The 16,296-nt window shown below is 64.8% G+C and carries 18 protein-coding genes and 1 other RNA gene; 11 read left to right on the top strand and 8 right to left on the bottom strand.

Annotated elements, in window-relative coordinates; all coding sequences use genetic code 11:
* Positions 1 to 52: 52 nt before the first annotated feature.
* Positions 53 to 1,930 carry a DUF294 nucleotidyltransferase-like domain-containing protein gene (locus tag TK90_RS09350; protein ID WP_012983229.1) on the bottom strand — a complete coding sequence of 626 codons (1,878 nt, stop codon included), beginning with the start codon at positions 1,928 to 1,930 and terminating at the stop codon, positions 53 to 55.
* Positions 1,931 to 2,121: 191 nt separating this feature from the next.
* Between TK90_RS09350 and TK90_RS09345 the strand changes: the two genes are divergently transcribed.
* On the top strand, positions 2,122 to 2,874 hold the full coding sequence (locus tag TK90_RS09345) for a Crp/Fnr family transcriptional regulator (protein ID WP_012983228.1): 753 nt from the start codon (positions 2,122 to 2,124) through the stop codon (positions 2,872 to 2,874).
* Positions 2,875 to 2,922: 48 nt separating this feature from the next.
* Here the strand turns inward: TK90_RS09345 and TK90_RS14835 are convergent, their stop codons facing one another.
* The gene (locus TK90_RS14835; protein ID WP_012983227.1) at positions 2,923 to 3,087 is read right to left on the bottom strand and encodes a DUF1328 domain-containing protein; all 165 of its coding nucleotides are present in this window, start codon (positions 3,085 to 3,087) and stop codon (positions 2,923 to 2,925) included.
* A 205-nt stretch (positions 3,088 to 3,292) separates the two neighbouring features.
* Between TK90_RS14835 and TK90_RS09335 the strand changes: the two genes are divergently transcribed.
* The 3 genes from TK90_RS09335 to TK90_RS09325 all read left to right on the top strand — a co-directional run bounded on the left by TK90_RS09335 (position 3,293) and on the right by TK90_RS09325 (position 5,010).
* Positions 3,293 to 3,508, top strand: coding sequence for a CsbD family protein (locus TK90_RS09335; protein WP_012983226.1), 216 nt, complete (start codon positions 3,293 to 3,295; stop codon positions 3,506 to 3,508).
* 25 nt (positions 3,509 to 3,533) lie between these two features.
* On the top strand, positions 3,534 to 3,797 hold the full coding sequence (locus tag TK90_RS09330) for a hypothetical protein (RefSeq protein WP_017926771.1): 264 nt from the start codon (positions 3,534 to 3,536) through the stop codon (positions 3,795 to 3,797).
* Between the two features lie 580 nt (positions 3,798 to 4,377).
* Positions 4,378 to 5,010 carry a porin family protein gene (locus TK90_RS09325; RefSeq protein WP_012983224.1) on the top strand — a complete coding sequence of 211 codons (633 nt, stop codon included), beginning with the start codon at positions 4,378 to 4,380 and terminating at the stop codon, positions 5,008 to 5,010.
* A 468-nt stretch (positions 5,011 to 5,478) separates the two neighbouring features.
* Here the strand turns inward: TK90_RS09325 and gorA are convergent, their stop codons facing one another.
* Positions 5,479 to 6,879 carry a glutathione-disulfide reductase gene (gorA, locus tag TK90_RS09320; RefSeq protein WP_012983223.1) on the bottom strand — a complete coding sequence of 467 codons (1,401 nt, stop codon included), beginning with the start codon at positions 6,877 to 6,879 and terminating at the stop codon, positions 5,479 to 5,481.
* 187 nt (positions 6,880 to 7,066) lie between these two features.
* On the bottom strand, positions 7,067 to 7,816 hold the full coding sequence (locus tag TK90_RS09315) for a glutathione peroxidase (RefSeq protein ID WP_012983222.1): 750 nt from the start codon (positions 7,814 to 7,816) through the stop codon (positions 7,067 to 7,069).
* 240 nt (positions 7,817 to 8,056) lie between these two features.
* On the opposite strand from TK90_RS09315, the gene ffs reads away from it, so the two are divergent.
* The 6 genes from ffs to TK90_RS09290 all read left to right on the top strand — a co-directional run bounded on the left by ffs (position 8,057) and on the right by TK90_RS09290 (position 12,315).
* Positions 8,057 to 8,153: signal recognition particle sRNA small type (gene ffs, locus TK90_RS14470), an RNA gene on the top strand.
* An 86-nt stretch (positions 8,154 to 8,239) separates the two neighbouring features.
* Positions 8,240 to 10,003 (top strand): DNA polymerase III subunit gamma/tau, encoded by a 1,764-nt coding sequence (gene dnaX / locus TK90_RS09310; protein ID WP_012983221.1) that lies wholly within the window; start codon positions 8,240 to 8,242, stop codon positions 10,001 to 10,003.
* A 35-nt stretch (positions 10,004 to 10,038) separates the two neighbouring features.
* Complete coding sequence (locus tag TK90_RS09305) at positions 10,039 to 10,365, top strand: YbaB/EbfC family nucleoid-associated protein (protein WP_012983220.1); 327 nt, start codon at positions 10,039 to 10,041, stop codon at positions 10,363 to 10,365.
* A gap of 15 nt (positions 10,366 to 10,380) precedes the next feature.
* Positions 10,381 to 10,971, top strand: coding sequence for a recombination mediator RecR (gene recR / locus TK90_RS09300; RefSeq protein WP_012983219.1), 591 nt, complete (start codon positions 10,381 to 10,383; stop codon positions 10,969 to 10,971).
* A gap of 76 nt (positions 10,972 to 11,047) precedes the next feature.
* Entirely contained in the window at positions 11,048 to 11,392 is a 345-nt protein-coding gene (locus TK90_RS09295; RefSeq protein WP_012983218.1) for a histidine triad nucleotide-binding protein, read from the top strand.
* 104 nt (positions 11,393 to 11,496) lie between these two features.
* Complete coding sequence (locus TK90_RS09290; RefSeq protein ID WP_017926775.1) at positions 11,497 to 12,315, top strand: hypothetical protein; 819 nt, start codon at positions 11,497 to 11,499, stop codon at positions 12,313 to 12,315.
* Positions 12,316 to 12,334: 19 nt separating this feature from the next.
* Here the strand turns inward: TK90_RS09290 and rsgA are convergent, their stop codons facing one another.
* From rsgA to TK90_RS09275, 3 genes are all read right to left on the bottom strand, one after another.
* Positions 12,335 to 13,180, bottom strand: a complete 846-nt coding sequence (rsgA, locus tag TK90_RS09285; protein ID WP_017926776.1) for a ribosome small subunit-dependent GTPase A — start codon at positions 13,178 to 13,180, stop codon at positions 12,335 to 12,337.
* Positions 13,181 to 13,261: 81 nt separating this feature from the next.
* Positions 13,262 to 13,597, bottom strand: a complete 336-nt coding sequence (locus TK90_RS09280; RefSeq protein ID WP_012983215.1) for a 4a-hydroxytetrahydrobiopterin dehydratase — start codon at positions 13,595 to 13,597, stop codon at positions 13,262 to 13,264.
* Positions 13,590 to 13,901 (bottom strand): cytochrome c, encoded by a 312-nt coding sequence (locus tag TK90_RS09275; protein WP_012983214.1) that lies wholly within the window; start codon positions 13,899 to 13,901, stop codon positions 13,590 to 13,592. The genes TK90_RS09280 and TK90_RS09275 overlap by 8 nt, the downstream gene beginning before the upstream one ends.
* Positions 13,902 to 13,992: 91 nt before the next feature.
* On the opposite strand from TK90_RS09275, the gene orn reads away from it, so the two are divergent.
* Positions 13,993 to 14,559 carry an oligoribonuclease gene (orn, locus tag TK90_RS09270; protein ID WP_012983213.1) on the top strand — a complete coding sequence of 189 codons (567 nt, stop codon included), beginning with the start codon at positions 13,993 to 13,995 and terminating at the stop codon, positions 14,557 to 14,559.
* A gap of 818 nt (positions 14,560 to 15,377) precedes the next feature.
* Here the strand turns inward: orn and asd are convergent.
* A complete protein-coding gene (asd, locus tag TK90_RS09265) occupies positions 15,378 to 16,232 on the bottom strand; it encodes an archaetidylserine decarboxylase (RefSeq protein ID WP_012983212.1) in 855 nt (284 codons plus the stop codon).
* Between the last annotated feature and the right edge of the window lie 64 nt (positions 16,233 to 16,296).

Below are 16,296 nucleotides of genomic sequence, written 5' to 3'. Positions count from 1 at the left end.
GTAGCTCCTCTCATGAGTTTTATTGTTTGCCGTGACTCGTCGACGCGATTCGTCACAGCTGGTACTGCACCTCAAGCTGGCCTTGCAGCTTGCGAGCCTGCCGGAAGGACTCCTTGAGGATGCGTCCCTCAAGGGTGCCCAGTTCCTCCGGCCGGATTCGGTTGTCGTCGTCGCGCCCTTCACGCAGCGCCTTTTGTTGCGCGCGCAGCCGCAGCATCTGCAGATAGCGCAGGGCGGCGTGATAGTCGCGCGCGTCGGATTCGCGCATCACCTCCGCGGTAACGGCCTGGTCGAGACGCTCGTGGGTGCGGGTGGCCGGCAGCTCGGCGGCCAGGGCGATCACGCGCGCCGCATCCACGAACGGGGTCAGCCCCTGTTTCTTGATGTCGATGCCGTGCGCGCCACTCCTGATCTCGCCGAACAGCCCCAGCGGCGGGCGGAAGGCCTGCTGGTTGGCCGCCATCTGGCGGCGGAAGCGGCTGTTGTAGGCGGTCTTTTGCAGCAGTTGGGTGCGCAGCGCCTCCACCGGGCCGTGGTCGCCATCCACCGCACGCAGGTCGAAGAAAATGGTGCTTTTGAGTAGATGCTCGGGGGTGCCCTGCTCGATCCAGCGGGTAAAGCGCCGATCCCACTCCGGGCCGCTCAGGCAGCATTCCGGGTTGCCCGCCATGATGTTGCCGGGGCACAGCATGAAGCCGCATTCGGCCAGCGCCTCGTTCACGGCTTTTGCGTAGGGCAGCAGACGCTCGCGGATCGCATCCGCATCGCCGGCCTCGGCGTCGAACAGGATGCCGTTGTCCTGGTCGGTGACCAGGGCCTGTTCCTCGCGCGCCTGGGAGCCGAAGGCCAGCCAGGTGAAGTCGATCCCTTCGATTGCTTCGTACTGCGGGCGTAGCAGGGCCAGCACGCGGCGGGTTGCGTGTTCGTTCAGGCGCGTGATCAGACGCAACACCTGATCCGCCTCGGCCCCCTGGCCGACCACAGCCTCGATCAGGCGCGGGACCTGGCGCAGCCGTTCGGCAATGGCCGCCACGCTGTCGGCGCGGCGGATCTCGCGCACCAGGCCGTCCAGGGTCAGGGGCTGGCTGGTCAGCAGGTCGCGTTCGCCGAGTACGCCGACCAGGCGGCCCTCGCGCACCACGCACAGGTGTGTCATCCCGTGTTCGGTCATCGCCTCGATGCCCTCGAAGCCCGGCGCACTCTCCTCCAGTGCGACCGGGCCGGGCGTCATCACGGCGTCCAGCGGGGTGTCGAGGCCGACATCCTTCAGGGCGACCCGTGCCAGCAGGTCCCGCAGGGTGAAGATGCCCACCGGACGCTGTTCGGCGTCCACCGCGACCACGGAGCCCACGCGCTCGTCGCGCATGGTGGTCAGCACCTCGCGCAGGTGTGTGTCCGGGCGGCAGGTCACCGGGCTGCGGGCGATGCGCAGTGCGAGCGGGGTGTTGAGCTGCCCGGCTGCGCCGCCGTCACGGCTGGACAGGGTGTCCAGGCCCTGTTGCAGGCGGTCCAGCAGATTGGCCAGCCGTCGCGTGCAGAAGTCATTGAAGACGCGGGAGCGGCTACGCAGCCGGTCGAAATCCTCCAGGTCCAGCTCCAGGCATACCGTATCTTCGGCGGCTCGGTGTACCGTATGGACGGCGCGGCGACCGAGCAGGGCGCCAATCGGGAAACACTCGCCGGGAATCAGTTCCCAGGCCTTTCCCGAGAGTTGCTCGTCTTCGCTGGGGGTCTCGCCACGAATGCGGCCTTGGCGGATGATGTGAAAGCGGCGTGCCGGGCCGGCATCGGGATCGGTGATACGGGCCCCGCGCGCGTAGAAGCGGTTCTCCAGACGCGGCAGCAGGAATTCCAGCGCGTCGGGTTCGAGCTGATCGAACGGGGCGTGGGCGCTGAGGAACTCGCGGGTGCTGTCGAGCGCATCGGTCATGGCGGTGGCGCATTCCCCTGGGTGAACGGGTTCACAGAATGGCCTTTGGGGTTGCAAAAAGTACGCCATGAAAGGACGGTATTGGGAATCAGTCGTTTGGACGTACGACTTTCTTGTGATTGTTACGTGAGGTAACACGGGTGTTTCGTTGCGTGACATGATCGCTTTGTGCGAAGACAAAGGAGCCCGCGATGCCCATATCGCAAGGTTGCATCCTCGAGCAGATTGACCAGTTTGCAGACCTCGTGCCCGAGGAGAAGGCGCTGTTGTTGCAGCTGGAGAAGGACCCGAAGCGTTACGCCGCCGAGACCTGCCTGTGTGCAGCTGGCGAGGAGGCCGAGCGTTTCTACACGCTACGCTCGGGCTGGGCCTGTGCGGTACGTGACCTGGCCGATGGGCGGCGTCAGGTGCTGGATATCTTTTTGCCGGGGCAAATCCTGGGCTTGCGCGAGATGGGGTTCAACGAGGCTCGCTCGGACTTCGTCGCGCTGACCGACATCGAGGCCTGCCCGTTTCCCCGCGGCCAGCTGACCGAGGTGTTCGAGCAGGCGCCGCGTCTGGCTTCGCTGTTCTTTCTGATCCTGGCGCGCGAACAGTCGATGCTGGTGGAGCGCATCATCAACATCGGCCGCCGGCCCGCGGCCGAGCGCCTTGCGCATTTTCTGCTCGAGATGAAAGTGCGCCTGCAGCGTCCGTCCGAGGAGGTCCGGCTCCCGATGAATCAGAGCGTGCTCGGGGATGCGCTGGGCATGTCCGCGGTGCATGTGAGCCGGTCGTTCAGCCAGTTGCGCAAGCGGGACCTCATTAGCACAGAAGACGGAGCCATCCGAATCAAGGATCTGGACGGACTGGTACGTTTCTCCGGATTCAACCAGGCCTATCTGGACTGTGAAGCCAACTGGGTCAAAAGCGCGGACCTCGTTTGCGCGGAGGAAGCCTCGTAACGCAATCGCCCGGCGCAAGGCCGGGCGATTGCAGTGCCACACAGACGCTTATAGCGGGGGGCGTCGTCCCGTGATGAAGAAGATGACCGCCAGGATCAGGCCCACCACGAAAAGAATCCATGCAATGTTGGTCGCTGCGCCCGCGATCCCGCTCAGGCCCAGCACGCCGGCTACGATTCCGACGATCAAGAACATCAGTGCCCATCCCAGCATCGTCCACTCCTTTATTGGTTGTAGTCGCGCCTGAAGTGTAGGGCATGGTCCGCGTTTTTGCGCGGTCCAGCGTCCGCAGGGTGTCTCGGTTCTCATTTTTCCCGTTTCCGGGGAGCTTTTTGCTCCAGGTTAATGCCATCGTTATCCGGCGTGTTCAGGCTTTGGCGCCCGCGTTATGGAGACGCATTCAATAAAGGAACAACGTATGAACAAAGATCAAATGCTGGGACGCAGTGAACGCTTCAAGGCGCGGCTGAAACAGGAGTGGGGCCGCCTGACTGATGACGAGGTGGTTGAAGCCGAGGGCAATATGGACGAGCTGGCCGCCCGGATTCGCGAAAAATACGGTGATAGCCAGGAAAAGATTGCCGCGAAGATCAACCAATTGATGGACGAGGTGCGTAATGAAGAAGATTCCTGAGACGCCTGGCGTTCGTTGGGTGGCGATGGCCCTGGCCGCGGCCGGCCTGTTGTTTTTGTCGGCCTGTTCCGATTCGGATACGGCGGATGATGCCGGTGACGCGTTCGAAGAAACGGTAGAAGACGCTGTGGATGCCGTTGAAGAATCGGGTGATGAGGCGCGCGGCTGGATCGAAGATCAGCGCGAAGACGAAGACGAAGTCCAGCGCGAGGAAGAAGAAAACGAGGAGCAATACGAACAAGACTCCTATGACGAGCATCGGGACGGAAACCCTATTCGTTTCGATTAATCAGTAGCCGTTTGAACCAGAAGGCTGGGGCGCGGGTGGCTACGAGCGGGTGGTCATCCGCGCCCCAGCCTTTTTGTTTTTATGGATCGTTTGAGATTGATCCCTGGCTTCCTCCTTAAGGAGACGCTGATTGAATCGCACGTCCGCGTTGGTGCCCCCTGTTTTCCGAGACCAGGCGCGTCGCGCAGCAGGTAGTGGTTCTACCTGCAAGCGGCGCAACGCAGGATCGGGGAACAGGGGGCACCAACCCCACAAGCCATTGAAAGCAGGGGCTCGGCCGCTTTTGCGCGCGCACGGCGTTGCGGTTCCCTTGTGCAGAATGACTGCACGGCAGTCACCGCGCATTAAACGCACGCAAAAGCGACTCGAGCGCGGACGCGCGATTCAATCAGCGTCTCCTTAACCTGAGTCAAAGTGGGTGTGCGCTCGGTCAATGATTGATGGCCGGGTCATGCAGGCATCCTTGTAAGTATGAATCGGTTCAATCATTGCGTCTTCCATGTGGCCTGGATTGAATCAAGAATCCTCTCCGTTGTTTTGCCGTCCTCAAGCACCATTAGCAAATGATAAGGAGAGGAAAATGAAACGTTATCTGGCTGCCGGGGTTGCAGTATCGGCGCTCGTCCTGTTGGGTTCCCAGAGTGCGCTGGCACAGCAGGATCGCGATCGCACGACCCAGGAGCGTGACCGCACCACGGGTGTGTATATGGGTCTGGGGACGGGCTTCAGCTCGCTGAAGAACGACAGCGACGAGGTCGCGGATTTCATCGGATCCGGGACGTCGGACTACAGCATCGACGACGATGACAACGTCTGGCGCGGCTTTGTCGGTTACAACTTCAATCGCTATCTCGCGGTCGAGGGCTTCTATACCGATCTGGGCGAGGTGACTTTGCGCGGGGACGAGGATGGCGCGCACTCGAGCGTCCGCTCGACGGCCTACGGTGCCAGTGTGCTCGGCAAGTTGCCGATCGGCCCCTATGTGGAGGCCTTCGCGAAGGTCGGTGCGGCCAAGTGGGATGCGGACGTACGCGGTAACCTGGGAGACGAGGGCCGTACGCTGCGCAGTCAGGACGGTTTCGATCCGGTCTATGGTGTCGGGATGCAGGTCAATCTGAACGCGTTCATGATCCGCGCGGAATACGAGCGCTATGACTTCGACAGCGACTACAAGATGGACGCCTTCACCGCGTCGCTGGGCTGGCGCTTCTAGGGAGACGCTGATTGAATCGCGCGTCCGCACTCGAGTCGCTTTTGCGTGCGTTTAATGCGCGGTGACGGCCGTGCAGTCATTCTGCACAAAGGAGGCGCAACGCCGTGCGCGCGCCCGTTCTTGATAACAACGGGCGGCCGAGCCCCTGCTTTCAATCGCTTGTGGGGTTGGTGCCCCCTGTTCCCCGATCCTGCGTTGCGCCCCGAATCCATCAAGAACGGGCGGGTAGAACCACTAGCCGCTGCCAGAGGCGCCTTGTCTCGGAAAACAGGGGGCACCAACACGGACGTGCAATTAGATCAGCGTCTCCCTCGACAAGTGCAGGCCGCCACAAATGCCTGACGGGTATCGGCGATCGAGCAGGTTCGCTCTGCCGCATTCGTTTCGCCATCACCTTGGGCAACACAGGCACGCCGCCCCGGCGCTTTGCACAGGGGCGGCGTTTTGCCGTTTGCGACCAGCCGCCTGTTAAGCGGCCTTGGCCTTGGCCAGGCCCTTCTGGCGGCCCGGGCGGGCCTCCTTGAGGGTTACCAGCTCCTCGGCGCTGGTCGGATGCAGCGGAATGGTCAGGTCCAGGTCGCGCTTGGTGGCGCCCATGCGCACGGCCACGGCAAAGCCCTGCAACATCTCGTCCACATGGGCTCCGATCATGTGGATGCCGACGACCTTTTCATCCTCTTCGGCGCAGACCAGCTTCATCGCCACGGGCGGCACTTCGCCCGTGGCGAAGGCGCGGTCCAGACCGCCGAACTGGGTCTCGTAGACGCGCACCGATTCGCCGAAGCGCTCCACGGCCTGCGGCTCGGTCAGCCCGACCATGCCGGCGGTCGGGTGGGTAAAGGTGACCGTCGGGATCTGGTCATAGTCCACGGGGACGGGGTTCGTCTCCGGGGCATACCAGTGATCTGCCATTCGGCGACCGGCCGCGATCGCAACCGGCGTCAGCGGACCCTTGCCAATGATGTCGCCCAGGGCATAGATGCCGTCGACGTTGGTCGCTTGCCACGCGTCCACCGGGACGGTGCCGTCACGGGCGATCTCGACGCCGGCGTCTTCCAGCCCCATGTCAGCGGTGGCGGGTTTGCGGCCAACGGCCCATAGCACTTTCTCGTACGGGCCCAGTTCCTGGCCGCCCTCGAGTTGGACGGTCACGGCGCCTGGCTTGCCGCCCAGACCGGCGACCTTCACGCCCAGATGGCGGCCAATACCCTGGTGCTCCATGTGCTGGTCCAGCGCCTGCGAGACCATCGGGTCGAACATCTCCAGCACGCGGTCCTCCATCGCGACCACGTCGGTTTTTACGCCCAGGGAGCGCAGCATGCCGGCCATCTCCAGGCCGATGTAGCCGGCGCCGATTACGGCGATGGACTGCGGCAGCTCCGTCCATTCGAAGAAGTCGTCGGAGGTTGTGCCCAGTTCGGCACCCTCCTGCGGCGGGACGATCGGGGCGCCGCCCATCGCCAGCACGATGCGTTCGGCGGTGTATTCGGTGCCGCTGTCGCTGATCACCTGGTTTTTGCCGGCCAGGCGAGCGCGTTCAGGGATGTGGGTTACGCCCAGCTTCTCCAGGTGCCCGGCCCAGAACTGGTTCAGGTCTTTCAGCATCGCCTGGCGCTGGTTGGCCAGATCGGCGTAGCGGATGCCCTTGATCTCGACATCGACGCCGAACTCGTGCGCCAGGCGTGCCTGCGCGGCATGCTCGGCGGCATACCAGGTGAGCTTTTTCGGTACACAGCCTTCGTTCACGCAGGTACCGCCGAGCGGTTTCGGGTCGAACACGGCGACGCGGGCGCCGTGCGGCGCGGCACGCTCGGCCACTGCCAGGCCGCCACTGCCGCCGCCGATCACGATGATGTCGTAGTGTTCCATTTCGATTCCTTGAGGGGTTCGGTGAAAGTTTCGCATACGACCGTACTGTTTACGGTCGTCAGGGTCTGCCATCCGCATCCGGACATCCGGGCTGGGTGGTGTCCGGATGCGGATGGCCACCCATAGTTCGGGTGGCCGCCCGGGACGGGCACGACCCCGCCCCCGCCCCGGGTACGCCTTCGACGGCTTACGCCGCCTTCTTCTCGCGGGAGATCCACTCCTGCAGGTCCTCCGAGCCGCCGATGCGGTGGCCGCCGACAAATACCTGCGGGACCGTCATCGCGCCGGTGGCGGCACGCAGGCTGCGCAGGCTGGCATCGCGGCCCAGCACGATCTCCTCGTACTCGAGACCGGCGTTCTCCAGCATCTCCTTGGCGCTGGCGCAGTACGGGCAGCCCGGCTTGGTGAAGACGACGACGTCTTCAGGGCAGGCGGCCTCCGGCGCGATATGCGCAAGCATGGTGTCGGCGTCGGAGACCACGAAGGGGTCGCCTGGCTCGTCCGGCTCGATGAACTGCTTCTCGATCACGCCGTCGCGCACCAGCATGGAGTAGCGCCAGGAGCGCCAGCCGAAGCCGAGGTCGCTCTTGTCGACCAGCATGCCCATCTGTTCGGTGAACTCGCCATTGCCGTCGGCGATAAAGGTCACGCGGTCGGCCTGCTGGTCGGCCTGCCAGGCCTCCATCACGAAGCCGTCATTGACCGAGATGCAGACGATCTCGTCGATGCCATGCTTCTTGAACACCGGCGCCAGCTCGTTGTAGCGCGGCACGTGGGCCGAGGAGCAGGTCGGGGTGAACGCGCCCGGCAGGGCAAAGACGATTACGTTGCGGCCCTTGAACAGGTCTTCCGAACGCACATCGTTCCAGTCGTTGTCCTTGCGGCAGCGGAAGGTCACTTCCGGTACGCGTTGGCCTTCGCGATTTTCGAGTTCCATTTAGTGTTCTCCTGTTAATTGGCGTTTGCTTGTCAGGGATGAAGATTTCTATTCGGCCGGGGTAGTTCCCGACTACGGGACCCAAGGTAAGGGCAGGCCGGCGATTGATCCAGTTTTATATTCCTATTGTGTTATTAGCTTCTAGCTATTGCGTATGCTTGACGTCACCCGGCCAAACCCGGAAGCTTGCCACCCCGATTCGAGTTCGCCTCGATTCGAGGACCGCGTTATGGTGGTCCGTATCAGTCCCCTCGCGACAACAGGCTGTGAATCCCGCCAGGCCCGGAAGGGAGCAACGGTAGCAGCTGCGTTGGGCGCCGGGGTGTGGCGGGTGCGGGCCACCACCCTTTTCCCTGCGGCCCCGATTCCTGCGGTGATGGCCCCGCACGCGGGCCCGCGGAAGACTGCACTGACGGGGGAGGCATGAGTCACCAGGTTCTGGCCCGCAAGTGGCGTCCCGGTCGTTTCGAGGACCTGGTCGGGCAACCGCATGTGGTGCGGGCCCTGGCCAATGCCCTGAGCGGGGATCGTCTGCATCATGCCTACCTGTTCGCCGGAACCCGTGGGGTAGGCAAGACCACGATCGCCCGAATTCTCGCACGCTGCCTGAACTGTGAAACCGGTATCACTGCGACCCCTTGCGGCGAATGCCGCAGTTGCGTGGAGATCGCGGAGGGTCGGCATCTGGACCTGATTGAGGTCGATGCCGCGTCGCGCACTCGCGTGGACGATACCCGGGAGCTGCTGGACAACGTCTCCTACGCCCCGACGGCGGGCCGCTTCAAGGTGTACCTGATCGACGAGGTGCACATGCTCTCCGAGAAGAGCTTCAACGCCCTGTTGAAGACGCTGGAAGAGCCGCCGGATCACGTCAAGTTCCTGCTCGCCACGACCGATCCGCAGAAACTGCCGGTCACCGTGCTGTCACGCTGCCTGCAGTTCAACCTCAAGCCGATGCCGCCGGCGCTGATCGCCGAGCACCTGACACGCATCCTCGAGGCCGAAGGCCTGCAGGCCGAGCCGGGCGCGCTGCTGCGTCTGGGCGAGGCGGCCGAGGGGTCCATGCGCGACGCGCTGAGCCTGACTGATCAGGCCATCGCCTATGGCGGCGACCGCCTGACCGAGTCCGATGCCTGCGACATGCTGGGCCTGCTGCCGCGTACCCGCTTGACCGGGCTGCTGGATGCGGCCTTTGCCGGTGATGGCCCGGGTCTGATGCAGGGTCTGCAGGAGCTCAAGGGCCTGGGGCCCGACTGGTCGCGCCTGCTGGACGAGCTGGCGGCCCTCGTGCATCGCGTGGCCGTGGAGCAGTTGGTGCGTGGTGAGGGCGGTGCCGAGGACGACGATGCCGCCGAGCGCTGGGCGCGCGAGACCGCAGCCCGGATAGACGCGGAGACCCTGCAACTGACCTACCAGATCCTGATTCACGGGGCCCGCGATCTGCCCTGGGCGCCGGATGCGCAGATGGGGGTGGAAATGACCCTGCTGCGTTTGCTGGCGTTTCGGCCGGAAGGTCCCGGCGAGGGTGCCGTGTCCGTTGAGCGCCAGGGCGGGACCCCGGCCACCGCACCGCGAACTGGCCCGAGTGCGGATCCGGCCACGGCCCGGCCCGACGCCACGATGCGGTCGGCTCCGCCCCCCATCCCGGAGCCGCCGCGCGAGCGGGCTCAGGAGCGGGTGCGCGAGCCGGACCCCGGTTCGGATATCGGACTGAACGAGTCTGCGCCGCGCCCCCGGGATGCCGAGCCTGTCAGGTCCCCGGAGCCGGACTCCGGGCCCTTTGACTGGCATCGCTTCGCTGAAGGTCTGCCGACCGGCACGGTGCGAGAACTCGCACTACATGGCGAATTGCAGCAACTGGATGACGAAAGCGTCGTGATCGCCGTAGCCCCGGGTACGCTCTATACCGATCGAACCCGCACGCGCCTGAAAGAGGCCCTCGAAACACGCCTCGGGCACTCGGTGCGGCTGGAGATTGTCGACCAGACACAACCCTCGCAGGCCACGCCCGCTGCGCGGCTTGCGGCAGACGCAGCGGAACGTCAGGCTAGCGCCGAAACGGCGATGCGTGAGGACCCGGTGGTGCAGGCCCTGGGCGAGGCCTTCGGGGCCGAACTGGGCACGGTACGCATTCGCGAGGACCGCGCGGGTGACGAGCCGTCCGCGTCGCAATCGATTGAACGATAACCCTCGCGCACGGCGTGGGGCAGGAGAGCGAAATCATGATGAAAGGTGGCATGGGTGGCCTGATGAAGCAGGCCCAGAAGATGCAGGAAGACATGCAGAAGATGCAGGCCGAGCTGGCCGAGATGGAGATCGAGGGCCAGGCGGGTGGCGGTCTTGTGAGTGTGCTCATGACCGGCAAATACGCGGTGCGTCGGGTCAAGATCGACCCCAGCCTGCTGGAGGACGACCGCGACATGATCGAGGACCTGGTGGCCGCGGCGATCAATGACGCCGTGCAGAAGGTCGAGTCCACCACCCAGGAGCGTATGGGCAGTCTGACCCAGGGCATGGGCCTGCCGGCCGGGATGAAGCTGCCGTTCTGATCCCGACCGCACCGAATGGACGCTGAACTCGACGAGCTGGTGCAGGCGCTACGCTGCCTGCCGGGCGTCGGTGCCAAATCCGCGCGGCGCATGGCGCTGCACCTGCTGGAGCGCGACCGCGATGGTGCGCGCCGGCTGGCGCGCGCGGTCGACCAGGCGGTCGAGCGCGTCGGCCACTGCCAGGTGTGCCGCACGCTGACCACGGCCGAGGTCTGTTCCCGCTGCGCGGATCCAGAGCGCGACCCGGGCGTGATCTGCGTGGTCGAGAGCCCGGGCGATGTGATGGCCATCGAATCGGCGACCGACTTTACCGGCCGCTTCCATGTCCTGCTGGGGCGGCTGTCGCCACTGGACGGTATCGGCCCCGAAGAGCTGGGGCTGGATCGGCTGGAGGCGCGTCTGCAGGAGGACAGCGTGCGCGAGCTGATCCTGGCGACCAACACCTCGGTCGAGGGCGAGGTCACTGCACACTACCTGGCCGAGATGGCCGCGCGTCACGGTATTCGTGCCACGCGGATCGCGCAGGGGATCCCCACCGGCGGCGAGCTCGAGTACATTGACGCGGGCACCCTCGCGCACGCCCTGTCCGGACGCCGCGAGTACTGAGCGCGCCCGTGCCTGTGGCGCGTTGAATCCATTACCGTTCCCTGATATAAATCCGCTCCGTTCATGGGAGACGACGATGGCTGACTGCATCTTTTGCAAGATCGTCGCGGGGGAGATCCCGGCGAAGGTCGTGTTCGAGGACGACCAGGTCCTGGCCTTCGAAGACCTGAATCCCCAGGCCCCGACGCATGTGCTGGTGATCCCGAAACAGCACATCGCCACCCTGAACGAACTCACCGCCGAGACCGCCCCGGTCATCGGGCACATGGCGCATGTGGCGGCACAGATTGCACGCGATCGCGGATTTGCGGAAAACGGTTATCGAACCGTGATGAACTGCAACCAAGACGGCGGACAAACGGTCTACCATGTACACATGCACGTACTGGGCGGTCGCGCGCTGAGCTGGCCCCCGGGCTGATCGAGACAACACAACACGGACGATACGGCGTGACGCGACGGAATCATCACGGTGAAGCCAGGCAAGCAGCGCGGGACAACAGCCCGCGGCTGGCGCCTGCTCGCGTGCCAATCGCGCTGGCACTGGCCGTCTTGTTCGGAGTGGCCACCACCAGTGTGGCGCATGCCGATGATCGCTACTCCCTGACGTATACCCCCACCAGCACCGAGTCGACGCTTGGCGGGTCGGATCGCGCCGATGAAGAAGCCGCGTACGAGTCCGAGAGCGGGACCGTGGTGGATCCGGTCGGCATGGAACCGATCGGTGGTGCGGCCCGCTCCGGGCCGAACGTCCTGCCGATGACCGATCCGGAACCCGCCTCGGCAAGTCGCGACTGGCGCTATCAGCTGACGCTGCGCACCGAGACCACCGGCGGCCTGCCGGGTGAAGAGGCCGGCATGGGCGTCCTCTCCAGCCGTCTGTTCGAGGTGGAAGGGGCCTACCACCAGCAGCTGGGCGCCGGTTTTGGCTACGGCCTGAACCTGGGAGTCGGTATGGAGAGTCGTCCGGGTTGGTCGGACCTGGGCCCGGAGACGGAATCGACCGCCTATTTCACCGACCTCAGCTTTGGTCCCACCTTTGCGTCCGGCCGCTTTGACAGTCAGTTCCGTGTCGGCGTGCGCCAGTCACTGACGAGTGGAGACGATGCCCTCGGCTTCGGCTACGGGGGCCGTCATCGCGAGCTGGGCCGCAGTGCGGGTTACCTCAGCCTCGACAGCCGCCTGCGCCTGCAGAACCAGTCCGAGTTGTCGCTGAGCCTGTACTACGACGACTACTCGCTGAACACCTCGAGCGACTGGATGTCCGACCGCCTCGACTTCGAGAGCACCCGCGGCGACGCGTCTTCCTCGGTGGTCGGCGTGGAGATGGGGCTGACGTTCTAGCGATGCGCTGTTCTCGAATCTAGCGTTTCTCCAGCGTCCCCAGCAGTGCAGTCCAGGCCTCGAGCCGTGCCGCGGGCAGGGTGCCTTGATCAACGCCCTCCCTTACCGCGCAGCCGGGTTCGGTCTGGTGCCGACAGTTGCGGAATCGGCAACCCTCGCCAAGCGCTTCGATATCCGGAAACCCGCGTACCAGCGCATCGATGGATTCCAGTTCCGGCGTAAAGTCGCGCACACCCGGCGAGTCGATCCAGGCGCCACCCCCTGTCAATGAGTACCACTGTGCCGTGACCGTTGTGTGGCGGCCCTCGCCGGACGCCGCGAGATCCCCCGTCTCCGGAAGCTTGATATCACCGCTGCCATGACGCTCCAGCAGGGCGGCGATCAGCGACGATTTGCCCACCCCGGACTGTCCGATCAGGATGTTGGTATGCCCCCGGGCCGCCTCGGCCAGGGCGTCCAGCCCGTAGCCGCTGCGCGCGCTGACATGCAGAGGGTCGAGGTCCAGGTGGGCGTACGGCGCCAGCCAGTCCGAGGGCGCAGCAGGTCCCGCGTCCTGCTTGTTCACCAGGATCCGTGGCCGTGCGGGAAGGTTGTACACCGCGACCAGGAAACGGTCGATCAGGTAGCGCGCCGGCATCGGGGAGGGCGCGATCACGATCCAGACGGTGTCGATGTTGGCCGCGATGACCTTGCGCCGGCCAAAGCCGTCCTGGCGCACCAGGGTGTTGTCCCGGGGCAGGCGCCGCTGAATCTGCTCGCCGGCCGCGTCCATCTCCACGCGATCGCCACAGGCGAGATCCTTCTGGCGTCGGTGCAGTCGGATTCGGCGCGGCTCCGCGTCCTCCGGCGCCGCGATGTCGGCCATCTGATTGTGGCGGGCGTGAACCCGGCCGGTCCGGCTCAAGAGCCTGAACCGGCCGGTGCCGGGGTCGTGCTGGTCAGCGGGCTAGTCGAACAACGCATCGATACGGGCGGCGCAGATCAAGTCATTTTCCGTCAGACCGCCCACCGCGTGGGTCGAGAATTGCACCGAGCAACGGTTGTAGCCCACCGCCATGTCCGGGTGATGGTCTTCCACATGGGCGATCCAGGCGACCGCGTTCACGAATGCCATCGTCTCGTGAAAGTTCTTGAACTTGAAGCTTCGCTGGATGCTGCGACCGGCCTCGTCGATGCCCCAGTGGCTGTCCAGCTGGCCGAGGCCGCGCTCGGCGTCCTCGCGTGACATCGGCTCGGTGAACCCTTCGCAGGCCTGGCAGTGCTTGGTCTTAAGATCACTCATCGAACTGGTAGTACTCCGCGTTGAGGTAAGCCACCACGGCCTCGATCTCGTCGTCGAACCAGTTGGTACCCAGTTGTGCGTTGCAGTTGTTCACCTGCCGGACCAGGTGGTCATAGTCGCCGACGATCCGGTTGTCACGCGTGTACAGGTCGGTACCGTCGCCACCGACCATGTCGGCGTGGCAGCTGATGCAGTTGTCCTGATGCAGGTTCTTGCCCTTCTGAATGTCATCGGCCTGGGCCGTACCCAGGGAAAACCCGAGGCCCAGGGTCAGGGCGGCAAGGCTTGAGGTGATCAGTCGCATGATTCCCTCCTTACAAGGGGAATGAGTCCGTTGGAACCGCGTGGCCCCTGGCCATGATGATAGACTTCCTGCGCATATGAAAGGAGCGGGCATGGCAGCGAGCGCCGAAAACCTGATCTGGATCGATCTCGAGATGACCGGCCTGGATCCCCAGAACGACCGTATCATCGAGGTGGCGACCATCGTCACCGACAAGGAGCTGAACATCCTGGCGGAGGGCCCGGTGCTGGCGATCTATCAGCCGACCGAAGTACTGGAGGCGATGGACGAGTGGAACCGGCGTACGCACGGTGAGTCGGGTCTGATCGAGCGCATCCGCCATAGCAGTACCGACGCGGCCGCCGCCGAGCGTGAGACCATCGCCTTTCTATCCGATTATGTGCCCAAGGGGGCGTCGCCGATGTGCGGGAACTCCATCTGCCAGGATCGGCGTTTCATGGCGCGCCTGATGCCGGAGCTGGAGGCCTATTTCCATTACCGTAACCTGGACGTCTCCACGCTCAAGGAGCTGGCCCGACGCTGGGCGCCCGATGTGATTGCGAAGCTTCAGAAAAACGCCTCGCACCAGGCGCTGCAGGACATCCGCGACTCCATCGACGAACTCCGCGTCTACCGCGAACACTTCATCCAGCTCCCCCCCGCCGCCGCCCACGACTGACCGCGCCGCGCCAGTTCTTAATCAAAAACGGGCTTCTTTGCTCGTGCAAAGAAGGAACCAAGAAACACGCCCGGGATTCGCCCGGGGACCTTGCTCCGGGCGCGCCAGGCCGGCGGCGCTGAAACTCGCTGCGCCTTTGGCTTCGCTCAGACAGTCAGCGCCCCGTTTCTATTTTGAATCGGCCGGCCTGTCACGCCCTCCACAAGGGGCTCATATCGGGAGGGTAGGCCAAAACCGACGGTGTCCCCGTACCTGTCCTAAGCCCCGAGCTGTAGGGTGCGTTGAGCGCAGCGAAACGCACCATTCCCACGCCGGGGAAACTCTGATGCGATTCGCTGCGCTCATCCGCATCCTACCTGCCTCCCCGGCGCCCGCTGGCGGGCGCGGCATGCCAAGGCCGAAGGCCGCGCGTGCCCAGGATGTCGGAATACCTTGCCTCCATCCATTGGCACAAACGTCAGGACCGCCGTTGTCTTGACCTTATCCCCCCGTATGAAGCCCCTTGCGGAGGGGTCCTCGGGCCGGGAGAAGGCGCTGACTGTCTGAGCGGAGCGACAGCGCAGCGAGTTTCAGCGCCGCCGGCCCGAGGGCCCTGGAGCAAGGTTCCCGGGCGGAATCCGGGTGCCCTTCTTTGGGTACTTTCTTGGGCAAGCAAGAAAGTACCTCGCGGTGCGCTCGCGAGAGAGCGCTTGGCAGGCGGCGGACCGAAAGCACGTAAAAACCGGATGATGAACCGGGACCAGCCTGAACGCCGCTGGCAACCGAGCACAGGCGGGGCTGTGTCAGGACGGGTGCGGAAACCGGCCGGCAGGGGGAAGCTAGTAGAAGCGGCCGAGGGCGCCGCGGACCTGCACCTCGGTCTCCGGCGTCAGGTGCGCGCCCAACTCTAGCGGATGATCCGGCAGCAGCAGGACCACCGACGAGCCGAGGTTGAAGCGCCCCATCTCGGCCCCGCGCTCGAGCGTAATCTCGCGATCCGGATATTCGCTGCAGCTGTAGGGCTGCCCAGCCGGTGGCGTCACCTCGCCCGCCCAGACCGTCTCGATGGAGCCGACATTCTGCGCCCCGATCAAGGCGACGGCCATCGGCCCGAAGTGGGTGTCGAAACAGGCCACCACGCGTTCGTTGCGGGCATACAGGCGCGGTACATGGCGCACGATGCGCGGCGCGACGGAGAAGAGCCGGCCGGGTACATGCAGCATGTGGGTCAGCGTACCGGTCAGTGGCATGTGCAGGCGGTGGTAGTGACGCGGCGACAGGTAGAGCGTCACGAAGTAGCCGTGCCGAAACGGTTCGGCCAGGTCCTCCTCCCCGCCCAGAAGTTCCCGCACCGTGTAGTGGTGGCCCTTGGCCTGAAAGATCTGGCCGGCCTCGATGCGGCCGGCCGCGCTGACTCGGGAGTCCGCGGGGCTGACGACCGTGTTGTCGTCACCCGCCAGAGGGCGGGCATCTTCGCGCAGTGCGCGCGTGAACAGGGCATTGAAACTGGGATAGGCCGCGATGTCGGGCTCCGCCGCCTCGTCCATGTTCAGCTCGTACTGACGCACGAACCAGCGCAGCAGCGGCTGCACACGCGGGCTCTCGATGCGTGCCAGGCGGTGCACGACCCGCGACAGCGCGTGTTGCGGCAGCAGGTAGGAAGCTCGGGCCAGCCAGGGGTCTAGGGCACTCATCGGAATACTCGGTTCGGACGCACGGGACGAAAGCGAGCCGGTATGATGACGGCCCCCACGCCAA

Origin of the sequence: Thioalkalivibrio sp. K90mix (assembly GCF_000025545.1) — a bacterium.
In the GTDB taxonomy this organism is placed as follows: domain Bacteria; phylum Pseudomonadota; class Gammaproteobacteria; order Ectothiorhodospirales; family Ectothiorhodospiraceae; genus Thioalkalivibrio.
The sequence above is the reverse complement of the archived record's forward strand: the minus strand, read 5'-3'. Positions and strand labels throughout refer to the sequence as shown.